Origin of the sequence: Rhodococcus sp. BL-253-APC-6A1W (assembly GCF_012843405.1) — a bacterium.
Taxonomy (GTDB): domain Bacteria; phylum Actinomycetota; class Actinomycetes; order Mycobacteriales; family Mycobacteriaceae; genus Rhodococcus.
Map to the genome: position 1 here is coordinate 303,959 of NZ_JABAFB010000005.1, position 12,569 is coordinate 316,527.

General features: G+C 65.3%; 17 protein-coding genes. 9 read left to right on the plus strand and 8 right to left on the minus strand.

Features of this window, described 5'->3' with window-relative positions; genetic code table 11:
- Nucleotides 1-31 precede the first annotated feature (31 nt).
- The 3 genes from HF877_RS09880 to HF877_RS09890 all read right to left on the minus strand — a co-directional run bounded on the left by HF877_RS09880 (nt 32) and on the right by HF877_RS09890 (nt 2,391).
- Nucleotides 32-349, minus strand: a complete 318-nt coding sequence (locus HF877_RS09880) for an NIPSNAP family protein (protein ID WP_169620975.1) — start codon at nt 347-349, stop codon at nt 32-34.
- An 84-nt stretch (nt 350-433) separates the two neighbouring features.
- Nucleotides 434-1,267, minus strand: a complete 834-nt coding sequence (locus tag HF877_RS09885) for a DUF3626 domain-containing protein (protein WP_346765102.1) — start codon at nt 1,265-1,267, stop codon at nt 434-436.
- A 200-nt stretch (nt 1,268-1,467) separates the two neighbouring features.
- Entirely contained in the window at nt 1,468-2,391 is a 924-nt protein-coding gene (locus HF877_RS09890; protein ID WP_169620977.1) for a lactate dehydrogenase, read from the minus strand.
- A gap of 361 nt (nt 2,392-2,752) precedes the next feature.
- Here HF877_RS09890 and HF877_RS21515 point away from each other — a divergent pair, with 361 nt between their 5' ends.
- Entirely contained in the window at nt 2,753-2,887 is a 135-nt protein-coding gene (locus HF877_RS21515; RefSeq protein WP_277350460.1) for a hypothetical protein, read from the plus strand.
- Between the two features lie 20 nt (nt 2,888-2,907).
- Here the strand turns inward: HF877_RS21515 and HF877_RS09895 are convergent, their stop codons facing one another.
- Nucleotides 2,908-3,267 carry an Rv2640c family ArsR-like transcriptional regulator gene (locus HF877_RS09895; RefSeq protein WP_169620978.1) on the minus strand — a complete coding sequence of 120 codons (360 nt, stop codon included), beginning with the start codon at nt 3,265-3,267 and terminating at the stop codon, nt 2,908-2,910.
- A 95-nt stretch (nt 3,268-3,362) separates the two neighbouring features.
- Here HF877_RS09895 and HF877_RS09900 point away from each other — a divergent pair, with 95 nt between their 5' ends.
- Nucleotides 3,363-3,869, plus strand: a complete 507-nt coding sequence (locus HF877_RS09900) for an ArsI/CadI family heavy metal resistance metalloenzyme (protein WP_169620979.1) — start codon at nt 3,363-3,365, stop codon at nt 3,867-3,869.
- A 69-nt stretch (nt 3,870-3,938) separates the two neighbouring features.
- On the opposite strand, the gene arsB is transcribed toward HF877_RS09900, so the two are convergent.
- A complete protein-coding gene (arsB, locus tag HF877_RS09905; RefSeq protein WP_169621084.1) occupies nt 3,939-4,979 on the minus strand; it encodes an ACR3 family arsenite efflux transporter in 1,041 nt (346 codons plus the stop codon).
- A 35-nt stretch (nt 4,980-5,014) separates the two neighbouring features.
- A complete protein-coding gene (locus tag HF877_RS09910; protein WP_169620980.1) occupies nt 5,015-5,416 on the minus strand; it encodes a metalloregulator ArsR/SmtB family transcription factor in 402 nt (133 codons plus the stop codon).
- Nucleotides 5,417-5,480: 64 nt separating this feature from the next.
- On the opposite strand from HF877_RS09910, the gene HF877_RS09915 reads away from it, so the two are divergent.
- The 3 genes from HF877_RS09915 to HF877_RS09925 all read left to right on the plus strand — a co-directional run bounded on the left by HF877_RS09915 (nt 5,481) and on the right by HF877_RS09925 (nt 8,413).
- Complete coding sequence (locus HF877_RS09915) at nt 5,481-5,903, plus strand: low molecular weight phosphatase family protein (RefSeq protein WP_169620981.1); 423 nt, start codon at nt 5,481-5,483, stop codon at nt 5,901-5,903.
- An 84-nt stretch (nt 5,904-5,987) separates the two neighbouring features.
- A complete protein-coding gene (zapE, locus tag HF877_RS09920; protein WP_346765103.1) occupies nt 5,988-7,013 on the plus strand; it encodes a cell division protein ZapE in 1,026 nt (341 codons plus the stop codon).
- Between the two features lie 62 nt (nt 7,014-7,075).
- Nucleotides 7,076-8,413 (plus strand): cyclopropane-fatty-acyl-phospholipid synthase family protein, encoded by a 1,338-nt coding sequence (locus HF877_RS09925; RefSeq protein WP_169620982.1) that lies wholly within the window; start codon nt 7,076-7,078, stop codon nt 8,411-8,413.
- A 25-nt stretch (nt 8,414-8,438) separates the two neighbouring features.
- On the opposite strand, the gene HF877_RS09930 is transcribed toward HF877_RS09925, so the two are convergent.
- The gene (locus HF877_RS09930) at nt 8,439-8,891 is read right to left on the minus strand and encodes a PPOX class F420-dependent oxidoreductase (protein WP_169620983.1); all 453 of its coding nucleotides are present in this window, start codon (nt 8,889-8,891) and stop codon (nt 8,439-8,441) included.
- 94 nt (nt 8,892-8,985) lie between these two features.
- Between HF877_RS09930 and HF877_RS09935 the strand changes: the two genes are divergently transcribed.
- Entirely contained in the window at nt 8,986-9,270 is a 285-nt protein-coding gene (locus tag HF877_RS09935) for a metalloregulator ArsR/SmtB family transcription factor (RefSeq protein ID WP_169620984.1), read from the plus strand.
- On the plus strand, nt 9,267-9,686 hold the full coding sequence (locus tag HF877_RS09940; protein ID WP_169620985.1) for a VOC family protein: 420 nt from the start codon (nt 9,267-9,269) through the stop codon (nt 9,684-9,686). The genes HF877_RS09935 and HF877_RS09940 overlap by 4 nt, the downstream gene beginning before the upstream one ends.
- Here the strand turns inward: HF877_RS09940 and HF877_RS09945 are convergent, their stop codons facing one another.
- On the minus strand, nt 9,687-10,448 hold the full coding sequence (locus HF877_RS09945; RefSeq protein ID WP_169620986.1) for a class I SAM-dependent methyltransferase: 762 nt from the start codon (nt 10,446-10,448) through the stop codon (nt 9,687-9,689).
- Between the two features lie 295 nt (nt 10,449-10,743).
- Here HF877_RS09945 and kdpF point away from each other — a divergent pair, with 295 nt between their 5' ends.
- Together kdpF and kdpA are read left to right on the plus strand one after the other, a co-directional pair.
- Entirely contained in the window at nt 10,744-10,842 is a 99-nt protein-coding gene (gene kdpF, locus HF877_RS09950; RefSeq protein WP_169620987.1) for a K(+)-transporting ATPase subunit F, read from the plus strand.
- A 7-nt stretch (nt 10,843-10,849) separates the two neighbouring features.
- Nucleotides 10,850-12,550, plus strand: a complete 1,701-nt coding sequence (gene kdpA, locus HF877_RS09955) for a potassium-transporting ATPase subunit KdpA (protein ID WP_169620988.1) — start codon at nt 10,850-10,852, stop codon at nt 12,548-12,550.
- Nucleotides 12,551-12,569: the final 19 nt, after the last annotated feature.

Sequence of the window (12,569 nt, forward strand, 5' to 3'; positions counted from 1 at the left end):
ACACGCTCCGGCACGCCGTACGCACAGAGGTTCAGGGGAGCCTGCCGTCGAAGATCGGCCGCATGAAGGTGCGCTCGTAGCGGAGCACGCAGCCGCTCCGGTCCCGAATCGCGTTGGCCGCGCGGAACTCGTCGTCGGAATCGAACAACGCGCGGTACCGCTCGTACGCGGCGAGGGACTCGAACGAGAAGAGAGCCAGCGCACGGTCGCTGGCACCCTCACCGGGAAGGAAGTATCCGTGGTGGGTACCGCCGTGTTTGTCGACGAGCGCGATCCATGCGCGAGCGAACCTCTCGAAGTCGTCGATTTTCACCGGGTCGATCGTGTACTCCACAACGCACGTGATCATGACGCGAGGGTAATGCCGCAGGGGTGTACTCGGGCGGACGAATCACAATCCGGTCAGCGACTTCCACATAGGCGCACCGGCCCGTCACCACGCAGATGCTCTCCGGCCGTACCGGGCGACGTAGTGCCACACTTTCTTCAGATCCTGTGGGTCGACGTTCCCCACCCGAGCTGGTCCGAGTGAATACGGTGTGATCCACCCGTGCCGGGCGACCGAGCGAGCCACCTGGACCACCGCATTCCCTCGGTACTCCGGATGAGCCTCGGCTTGTTCTATCGCGAGTCTGTAACCGTCGTGCCACACAACAGCACAGGGCACCGTCCTTGCGATGTCCTCGAACCGAGTGCCTCGGTAGCTCGGGTCCAGAACGAGTGCCTCGACGTCACATTCGATGTTGATGGGTCCGTGCACATGGGCCTCGATGTAGTGGTCGAGCGGATCGTCGAACTCGGCAACCGCCGCGGCCTGCAGCAGATGACTCGATGTCTCCGCGGTCCCGAACAACTGTGGTTCGTGCACGCTGTCGGGAAAGCAGAACGTGGTGCGCTCGAGAGTGTGCTCAGCCAGCACGAAGTACGACGACCCGAACCGCGGCGAACCACCGTAACCATCGCAATGACGGTCGAGGGAGCCGTACTTGGGACGATCCGACGCCGGGCGGAAGTCGTAGACACCGCCGAACATCCGGCTTTCCCACCGCCACCGATCACCGCCTTCGAATGCCGTGAGTCCACCATTGCCCGTATTCGTCTCGAACTGCGAGAGATAGGCGCCACGACGGGCAATTGCGGACAGCGTCGACAGCCCACGGTACGGAGCATCCGGATGAAAATGCATCGTCACCCGCATCGACCCGCCGATGCTCTCCCCCGCAGCCGACGCACGTACGTGGGCAACTGCGGCCTCGGCCGAATCCACCGATCCCTCCATCCCCACTCTCCCGCCGTGCGACGCTACAACTCCAACCACGCCGTTGCACAGTGCATTCTGACTCGAGCTGCCGCCCGCACTCCGATTGAACACGATTGCGCTGCACGCCACTCCGGGAGTAGCCGTCGATCCGACACGAATATCGAGGGCCGGCACGATCTCGCGCACGGTGCGCGACCCGACGACAATCAGAGGATCGTCTCGACCGCGCGTTGCAGGGTGTGTGCGCTGGCTTCGAGTGCGGCACGTTCCTGTTCCGTCATCGGGGGCTGATGCATCTGGCTTACTCCGGCGCGGCCGAGCACCGAAAGCAACGACATCGTGACTCGGTACTCCGGGTGGTATCCGGCGACGGTGAAGACGGCCCGCTCGTCGCGCAGAACCGCTTCGGCCAGTCGTGCGCTCACCGCGCCGATACCGTACTGGCTCGCGCCGATCCCTTCGATGATGTTGATGTTGGCATAGCGGATTTCTGCCTCCACCCGGTCGCGGATCTGCTGACCCTGCTCGGCCAGCAGGTCGAGTACCGGCACGCCCGCAGCGGTGGCCGACGACCAGAGCAGCACCTCGCTGGTGCCGTGTTCGCCGATCACGAAAGCCTGGATATCGCTGGGACTGACTCCGAGATGATCGCCGAGGTGGACCCGGAAGCGCAGACTGTCGAGCACGGTGCCGGTGGAGAACACCCGGTCGTGCCCGGCCAGCACACGGGTCAGGTCCGCCAAGGGGTCCGGCGGGTCGGTGACCACCATGATCGTGGCGTCCGGTGCTGCCGCGACGAGTCCGGGGATCAACTCCCGATATACCCCGGCATTGTGTTCGAGCAACCGCAGTCGGCCCGCCGGGTCGCTCCGGTCGGTCGCGCCGCCTGCGGCTTCGTTCTCGCCCGCTGTGACGATCAACAGATCCGCGCCGTCGAGGTCGTCTCGCTCCCCGGCGCGCACGTCCACCGGCGGAACCAGCGGCGTTCCGTAGCGCATGTCGAGCGCCACTGCCTGTGCCCGCTTCACGTTCTTGTCCACCAGCACGATTTTCCTGGCGGTCCCCCTGCCCAGCAGTGCAAGGGTGGTAGCCGATCCGACCGCGCCGACCCCCACCACGCCGATCTTCACGGCCGCCGCCGAGGACGAGGCGGATGGATCGGAACCGATGTGCAGCAGTGTGTTTCGCGAAGCCCGGGGATACTTGTCACGTTGTGGATCCTTGCCGTAGGTCTGCGCCTTCAGCGTGTGCGGAGGTGGTCCGCTTGCTCGGCATTCCGTCGAGTCCAGTACACACCGTGGTCACGGCTTCCGCAGTGAATCCCGCACGACCAGATCGACGTCGACGCCGGTCTTCCGGCGTGCCGGCACCCTGCGCGTGCATCCCGACAGCTGGCCGGTATACGAAAGGAAGCGAATGCGCTTGTAACAACGCCGCGTTCGGCCCCGATTCGTTCGGTGAAGGCTGTCACTACCACGTCAGGAGCGGAACATGGGATCGGTCGAGATCATCACGTGGCTTCAGGAGGGTGCGAGCCAGGGAGACCCCATCCGGGGGCCGCTCTACGTCATCACCTTTATCGCACTGGGCCTGTACAGCGTCCTCTTCGAGGGTGCCATCATCTGAGCCCGGCACTGTTCACCGTGTCAGGTGCAGCAGTTCGGGTCCAGTACGACGCGCAGCGCTTCGAGTGCGTCCGTTCGTACACGGTGGTAGACGTTCATTCCGTTGCGGGTGGATTCCACCATTCCGGCTTTCCGCAGCTGCCCGAGATGGTGACTGACGGTGGATTCCGCCAGGTCGACGGCCGTGGCGAGGTCGCATGTGCACACTTCGCCGGCGGGGTCGGTGAGCAGGATCGACATCAGCTGGATGCGGGTCGGATCCGCCAGCGCTTTGAGGCGGAGCGCCACTTCGAGTGCAGCGTTGCCGCTCATCGGGGCAGCGGACACCGGTTCGCAGCAAATCGGTGTGGTGATGTCGACGACGGGCAGTGCCTTGGGCATGGGAACTATTCTGCCGACCTCCTTGACATATGTCAAAAAGGTGGACCACACTGGAAGCCGCTAATTCGATGTATGTCTCACACGTGGAGGTTCCCATGTCCCGCGCTCAGCTCGCACTCAACGTCGACGACCTGTCCGAGGCCGTTGCTTTCTACTCGAAGTTGTTCGGTGCCGAGCCGAACAAGCTCCGACCCGGGTATGCGAACTTCGCCCTGTCGGAACCGCCGCTCAAGTTGGTGCTCCTCGAGAATCCCGGCAAGGGCGGTTCGCTCAATCACCTGGGCGTCGAGGTCGAATCCAGCGAGAAGGTGCACGAGGAGATCGCCCGGCTCACCGATGCCGGACTGTTCACCGAAGAGGAGATCGGCACCACGTGCTGCTTCGCGACGCAGGACAAGGTGTGGGCCACCGCCCCGGACGGCGAGAAGTGGGAGGTCTACACCGTGCTCGCCGACAGCGAGACCTTCGGTACCAGCCCCACGCTGCTCGCGGACGAAAACTCCGGTGCGGCAGCGTGTTGTGGCTCGGCCGCCTCGTCTGCCGCTACCGAACCCGTCGCCGGCATCGGCGCCGCCGCGGAGCAGCCGACTTCGTGCTGCTGACGCCCGAACCCCGGTCGTCCTCCCGGGTGTGTGTCCGGGAGGACGGGGGCTGCCGGTGTCCGGCGTGATTCAGGATGCGGTGGAGGCGGGGACTCGGACGAATCGCTTTCGCAGCGCGAGCGAGACGTACACGAGCGCAACGAGTACCGGCACCTCGATCAACGGGCCAACCACTCCGGCCAGTGCCTGTCCCGACGTGACGCCGAACGTCGCGATCGCCACAGCAATCGCCAGCTCGAAGTTGTTACCGGCGGCGGTGAATGCGAGCGTCGTCGTCCGCTCGTACCCGAGGCCCACGGCGGCACCGAACAGGTAACCACCGCCCCACATGAGAGCGAAGTACGCCAGCAACGGCAATGCGATCCGCGCGACATCCCAGGGCTGCGACGTGATCCGGTCGCCTTGGAGCGCAAAGAGAATGACGATCGTGAACAGCAAACCGTACAGCGCCCACGGGCCGATCTTCGGAATGAATCGGGTCTCGTACCACTCCCGGCCCTTGGCCTTCTCGCCGAAGTGCCGCGTCAGGAAACCGGCGACCAGGGGGATGCCGAGGAAGATCAATACCGATCCGGCAATCTGCCACGGCGACACATCGAGCGTGGTCTGCTCGAGCCCGAGCCAGCCGGGCAGCACCGAGAGGTAGAACCAGCCGAGCACGGCGAACATGACGACCTGGAAGACGGAATTGATCGCGACCAGCACGGCAGCAGCCTCGCGATCACCACACGCGAGGTCGTTCCAGATGATCACCATCGCGATGCACCGTGCCAGTCCGACGATGATCAAGCCCGTGCGGTACTCCGGCAGGTCCGGGAGCAGCAACCACGCAAGCGCGAACATCAGGGCGGGGCCGAGCACCCAGTTGAGCACCAGCGACGAGATCAGCAAGGTGCGGTCGCCGATGACCGTGTCGAGGCGGTCGTAGCGGACCTTCGCCAGCACCGGATACATCATGATCAGCAGACCCAGTGCGATCGGCAAGGAGATGCCGTCGATCTCGATGACGCTCAATGCGTCCCCGAGTCCGGGGATCATGCGGCCCAGCAGGAGACCGGCGACCATGGCGATGCCGATCCAGACGGGCAGGAACCGGTCGAGGGTCGACATCTTGCCGACGACCGGCGGACGTCCGGTGGTGGCGGTCACGAGAGTGTCTCCTGGAGTGGGTCGTTCGGCGAGCAGGACGAGGCGGGCAGCGCTCCGGATTCGATCGCCAGCACTGCGGACAGTTCTTCGAGAGCGGCGGGGACCACTCGGTAGTACACCCAGGTGCCGCGACGCTCACAGTCCAGCAACCCGGCTTCGCGCAACACCTTGAGGTGGTGGGAAATGGTGGGCTGCGCCAGGTCGAAAGCGGGACTGATGTCGCACACGCATGCCTCGCCACCCTCGTGGCTCGCGACCATGCTGAGCATTCGCAAGCGCACCGGATCACCGAGCGCTCTGAACATCCGGCCCAGGTCGGCGGCTCGCTCGGAGGACAACGGCTCACGTCCGATCGGCGGGCAGCAAGGCGCGACCACGCTCGACAACTGATTCGACATATGTCTATATTGACGTTCATCGATACAACGCGCAAATGGGCATCGCCCGAAAGGACCTACCATCTTGTCCACTGCTTCGGTGCTGTTCGTGTGTGTCAAGAACGGCGGAAAGTCCCAGATGGCCGCAGCGCTCATGCGCAAGTTCGCCGGCGACCGCGTGACCGTCCATTCGGCCGGCACAGCGCCCGGATCGTCCCTCAACGCCTTGTCGGTGCAGGTACTCGACGAGGTCGGCGCACCGACCGACGGCGAATATCCCAAGCCGATCGATCCGCATCTCCTGAGCGAGGTGGACCTGGTCGTCACTCTGGGCAGTGAAGCCCGCGTCGATGCGCCCGCCACCGTCGTCGTGGAGAACTGGAACACCGACGAACCGTCGGAGCGCGGTATCGACGGGATCGAGCGTATGCGTCTGGTCCGCGACGACATCGCCGCGCGCGTCGACGAACTCACCGCCCGGTTGCTCACGGCCGCGGACGGACGATAACCCGACTCGTTCCCGTGGGCCACCCGGGGCGAGCGTGAGTGAAATCTCGGTCTCGCCGTCGCCCGCGGGCGTTAGGGTTCGACCGTGCGCAGGAGATTCGGAACACCGCCGCCTCGTCGTGCGCTCGGGGTGACCATGTCGGTGTTCGACACGACTGCACAAGAATTGGGCTTCGCTCTCGACGCCGCACAACAGCGTGCGGCCGACGTCCTCGCGGACTCCGACCGGAACGTGTATCTCTGGGGTCCCGTGGGCAGGGGCAAGAGTTGGCTGATGGCAACCTATTTCGCCGCAGTACCGACCGACCGGAAGAAGCGCATCCACTTCCACGAGTTCTTCCGCGATCTGCACCTCGCCATCCGGCGACACCGCAGCAACCTTTCGGCCGCCTTGGACGAACTGCTGCACGACGTGGACCTACTGTGCTTCGACGAATTCCACGTTCACGACCCGGCGGACGGAAAGTTCATCGCCCGGTTGATGCCCGCGCTTCTCGACCGGCGCATCCGGGTAGTGCTGACCTCGAATTACGCGCCCCGGTCCTTGCTTCCCAACCCGCTGTTCCACGACGACTTCCTCCCCACGATCGAATTGATCGAGAGTTCCCTGGCGGTAGTCGAGATCGACGGTGCCCTCGACTACCGCACCACATCCCGGCACGAGGCGGGGTTCGCCGCCGGATGGTGGGTCTCGCCGGGAACGGCCGAACAACGTGCTCGTCTCGGGCTCCGCTCACCACACCCAGACGAGCGGCGAATCCTCACCCCGGCGGGCCACCCTGTGCATGTCCGCCGGGCCACGGGGCATTCTCTCTGGTTCGATTTCGGCGAACTCTGCGGAACCACCACCGCCCCGGTCGACTATCTCGCGCTCGCGGCGCACCACTCCGATTGGGTGATCGACGGTGTGCCGGATCTTCGCACCGTCGGGAGGGAACCTGCCCAGCGTTTCGCCAACGTCGTCGACGTGCTTTATGACCGAGACGTGACTCCGATTTTCCTCGCGGACACGTCGGTGGACAGCCTCGTCGGCGGTGCTCGGCTTCCCGTCGATATCGCACGGATCGTGAGCAGGCTAGGACAACTGGGAACTGCGGCACACGAACCGTAAGCACGTTCCGCCGACTTTCCGGATCGGGAGACGCCCGACCTCGTGTCGTTTACCGTCGAGCGATGAACGCCGACACCACGCGGTCCGCAGCCGTCCGGGTACGAGACGCATTCGAAAAGATCCTGGGTATCCGAGTGCCCGTGCGGGTTCGATGCTGGGACGGTTCCGTAAGTGGGCCGGACTCGCCCGCGACGGTGGTGTTCCGCAACCGCCGCGCGATCCGCAGAGTGTTGTGGTCGCCGGGCGAACTGGGACTGGTGCGCGCGTATATCGCCGGCGACCTCGAGATCGACGGCGACGTGTACGCGCTGTTGTCACTGCCCGGTCTTGTGAACCGGGTCGGGGCGTTCGATATCCGGGACGCCCGCCGGGCACTCGGCGGTGTCTGGGAGTTGGCCCGTCTCGGCGGCGTCGGGCTGCGGCCGCGACCGCCCGCGGTCGAGGTACCTCGCCGGCGCGGCATCAAGCACAGTCGCGCCCGCGACGCGTCGTCGGTGTCGCACCATTACGACGTCGGCAACGCGTTCTACCGGATTTTTCTCGGTCCGAGCATGGTGTATTCGTGCGCGTACTGGGACGAGACGGCCGACGGTCTGGACGCCGCGCAGCGCGCCAAGCTCGACCTGGTGTGCCGCAAACTCGGCTTACGGCCGGGGATGCGACTGCTCGATGTGGGCTGTGGGTGGGGGTCGATGGCGATCCACGCTGCGCGCCACTACGGCGTCGACGTGGTCGGCGTGACGCTGAGCCGCGAACAGGCGGCGTGGGCACGGAAAGCCGCAGCGGAGGCGGGCCTGTCGGATCGGCTCGAGTTCCGTGTCCAGGATTACCGCGATGTCGACGACGGGCCGTTCGACGCGATCTCGAGTATCGGGATGTCGGAGCACGTCGGGGATGCCGCGCTGCCCACCTACGCCGCCACACTGCACGGACTGTTGCGGCCACAGGGTCGGCTGCTGAACCACGCCATCGCCGCGGTCAGCACCCGAGATCCCGGCGGTAACGACAAGCCGGGCCTGATCCAGAACTACATCTTTCCCGATGGCGAGATCCTGCCGCTGAGCCGCACCGTGGACGCGTTCGAGCAGGTCGGTCTCGAAGTGCGCGACAGCGAGGCATTGCGCGAGCACTATGCGCTCACGCTCCGGGAATGGGTGCGCCACCTGCAGGAATCGTGGGACGATGCTGCCGCCTCCGTCGGTGCCGAACGAGCGCGCACATGGCTGCTGTATCTCGTGGCCAGCGCGCTCGGATTCGAGGAACCCGGCAGGCTCACCATCCACCAGGTGCTCGCCGTGCGTCCCGCAGACGACGGAGCGAGCGGTGTTCCCCGGACGCGATCACAGTGGCTCGCCCCCGCGTCGACGACGCGTGAGCCGGACGCTGCCGAAGCCCCCTGACCGCGTCCGGGACGGTTCGAAGAGGTCACGACGGCGGAAACCCTCCGGTGGCTACCGGTCCCCAGCGCTCGATGCGGATGCGGATCAGCGACTTGTTCTGGCGGGCCATGGCCTCGCGGTATTCGTTCCAGTCCGGGTGTTCCCCCGCGATACCCCGGTAGTACTCGACCAGTCCGTCCAGTGCGTCGGGCATGTCCAGGACTTCGGCATGTCCATCGACCTGCACATACGGTCCGTCCCAGTCGTCCGACAGCACACACACCGACACGCGGGGGTCGCGCCGGACATTGTGGGACTTGGCTCGTTGCGGATAGGTGGAGACGACGATGTTCCCCTCGGCATCGAGGCCGCAGGTGACGGGCGACATCTGGGGACTCCCGTCCGCACGGAACGTCGTGAGGACCCCTCGGTGGCGTGGACGGAGAAACTCGAGAAGTTCGTCGCGCTCGACCTTGTCGGCAGTGGCTGTGCGAGGCATGTCGGACCTTTCGCTCGGGGGCGTCGTCGTCCCACCGTGGATTCTGCGCCGGAAAGTATTGATAGGCAAGCGCTGACTTGCCTATAGTGGGGAGGTGGTCACCGTCTATCGTGCGCTCGACGACGAGACGAGGCGCATCATTCTCGACGAATTGGCGGCGAGCGACGGCAAGACACTGTTCGAAATCTGTTCCCGTCTCACGATGGAGCACGGGCTCGGCCTTACACGCCAGGCGATTTCGCAGCACCTCGGCGTTCTGGAGTCGGCCGGGCTGGTCGTCACCGAGCGACGGGGCAGGTCCAAGTTCCACTACTTCAATTCGGAGCCACTCACCGAGATCACCAGGCGATGGCCCATCGGCGAAGGAAGAGAACCATGAGACTCGACATGACGAGCGTGTACGTCGACGACCAGAGGGCAGCCCTCGAGTTCTATACCGAAGTGCTGGGATTCACGAAACGCCACGAGATTCCTCTCGGTGACGACTGGTGGCTCACCGTCGTCTCACCCGATGCTCCGGACGGTCCCGAACTGCTGCTCGAGCCGTCGCATCACCCCGCCGTGAAGCCCTACCGGGATGCACTGGTGGAGGACGGAATTCCCTTGGCGCAGTTCACAGTCGACGATGTCGACGCCGAGTTTGCGCGGCTGACCGCACAAGGGGTTGTCTTCACGCAGCCGCCGACCGATATCGGCATGGTAATCGTCGCGGTCTTCGACGACACCTGCGGCAATCTCATCCAGATCGTCGCGCCGAAGCCGGATCCGGTGGGTGAAGCACCACTTCCGCAGTGATCACAGCACCCCGAGTCGCACGGTCACCGGCCAGGTGATCCGCCGTCTCCGGGTCGGCTCACCCCAGAGGCTGCGCAGGTCCGCCGCGAAGGAGTGGAGCATCGGCGTCTGCTGGGCGGCTTCGACGGCACGTACGGCAGACCACGTCGAGATATAGCCGAGTGTGTCGTCCACGGTCCACTCTTGGTGGATCTCCATCGGCGGTGCCGGGACCTCCGTGAACGGAAATTCGATATCGGCGTATCCGTTGTCGACGAGTCGCCGTTCCGGAGGCCAGTACGGTCCGATCTCGAACCGGTAGAAGTCCTGGAATCTCGCGTCGAGGTCCGGCCCGAACTGCGTCACGCCGTAACTGACGAGCGCGAGCACCGCCTGATCGGCCGCGATCCGGCGCACCTCGGAATAGAACGCACGCCGATCGAACCAGTGTGCCGCCTGCGCTGCCGTGATCAACGCGGTGCTCCGGTCGAGGATCGGCATGTTCTCGGCGGCGGCGACGACATACCGAACCCCTTCGGCCGCACGAGCATTGCGAAGTTGATCGACGCTGGGGTCCGACCCGACGACCGTATCGAAGTACGGGGCGAGCTGTGTTGTCAGCTGGCCGTTTCCGCAACCGGCATCGACCGCGAGCCCATACGACGGAGCAAGGGACGCCAAGAACCTCGCGAGGCCGGCGGGGTACTCGGGACGGAACCGTGCGTACGCCTCGCCGCCCCGATCGAACCAGTTCTTCGGTGGCCCTCCCTCTACCTCGGACACGCTCGTCCCCTTCCGTGGGTGGCCGGCGTGCCCACCAGCCAGTAGTCGACCGTCGGGGCTGTGCGCCGTAAGGAAAACGTTAGGAACGGTACCTCGGGGCGTCAGGATTCCGCATGGATCCACGTCGCCGGCCCGGAGGAGTGCCAGCGTGGCATTTCGGGCGCCGACCGGCGCTCACTGCGCCGACGACAAGGGAAGACGACATGGCAGACACCGCGTATGTGGTGCTGATCCTCGCGGGATTCGTTACGTGCGCGCTGGTGCTGCGCGCTCTGCGGTCGGACGGTGAGAACCGATGACCTGGGCCGGAGCGACGAGCGTCGTGCTCGTCCTGATCGCCGCGGCACTGGTGATCTATCTGCTCGCCGCGCTGCTCGACCCCGAGAGGTTCTGACCGTCCGATGAATCCTGCTATTGCCGCGGCGCTGCAACTCGCCCTCGTCGTGGCTGTTCTTGCACTGGCATACGTTCCGCTCGGTGACTACATGGCGCGGGTCTACACCACCGATCCCGATCTCCGTTCGGGAGACGGAAGGGTGGAGTCGCTGATCTACCGGCTGGGCCGGATCGATCCGCGCGCCGAGCAGACCTGGTACGGGTACGCGGGCAGCGTGCTCGGGTTCTCGCTGGCGAGCGTTCTGGGCTTGTACCTGCTGCAGCGCGTCCAGGGTCTTCTGCCGCTCGATCACGGACTGTCCGGCGTCAGCCCCGCGGTCGCGTTCAACACTGCGATCTCGTTCGTCACCAACACCAACTGGCAGTCCTACGTTCCGGAAACCACGATGAGCCACGTGACCCAGTCGGTCGGGCTCGCCGTGCAGAACTTCGTGTCGGCCGCGGTAGGCATGGCCGTCGCGATCGCTCTCATCCGTGGCATCGTGCGAGCCGCACGGGGTGGCGAAATCGGAAACTTCTGGGTCGATCTCACCCGGGGCACACTCCGCATTCTGATGCCGCTCGCGTTCGTCATCGCTTTGATCCTGCTCACCCAGGGCGTCATCCAGTCCTATCGCTCCGGGTTCGACGCGGTCGGTGTGGACGGCAACGGATTCACCACTGCCCTCGCGCCCGTCGCATCGCAGGAAGCGATCAAACTCCTGGGCACCAACGGCGGCGGCGTGCTGGCGGCAAACTCGGCCCATCCGTTCGAAAACCCTACTCCGGTCAGCAATATCGTCCAGATCATCGCGATCCTGCTGATTCCGGTGGCGCTCACCCGCACGTTCGGCACCCTGGTCGGGAACAGGCGTCAGGGATTGACGGTCCTGGGAGTGATGGCGCTGTTGTTCGGGACGATGCTCGCGTTGGCTTCCGCTGCCGAGTCCGGTACTCGCGGGGCTGCTGCCACGGCCGCCGGCGCAACGATGGAAGGCAAAGAGGTCCGGTTCGGCATCCCCGGATCCGTGCTGTTCGCCGTGTCGACGACCGGTACCAGCACCGGCGCAGTGAATTCGGCACACGACAGCATGTCGCCCCTCGGCGGCGGCACCATGCTGCTGAACATGCTGTTCGGTGAGATCGCTCCCGGCGGGGTGGGCAGTGGCCTCTACGGGATTCTGGTGCTTGCCGTGATCGCCGTATTCGTAGGTGGTCTGCTCGTGGGCCGCACGCCGGAGTTCCTGGGCAAGAAACTTCGCAGGCGCGAAATCACCCTCGCCGCTCTGACGGTGCTGGTGATGCCCGCACTGGTGCTGACCGGCACGGCCGTCGCCGTGATCCTGTCGTCCACCACCGGATTCCTGGGTAACTCCGGCGAACCCGGTACACCCGGGGCTATTCATGGGTTCGGAGAAGTGTTGTACGCCTACGCATCGGCAGCGAACAACAACGGCAGCGCCTTCGGCGGTCTCACCGTGACCAGTGACTGGTTCCAGGCCTCGCTCGGGATGTGCATGCTCTTCGGGCGATTCCTCCCCATCCTGTTCGTGTTCGCTCTGGCCGGGTCGTTCGCGGCGCAACGCCGGATCCCCGCGGGCGCCGGAACGCTTCCCACCACCGGCGTCGCATTCGCGGGTCTGCTCACCGGCACGGTGGTCCTCGTCGCGGCACTCACGTTCTTCCCCGCGCTGGCGCTGGGGCCGATTGCCGAGGCCCTGCAATGACTTCGACGTTCCGTTCATT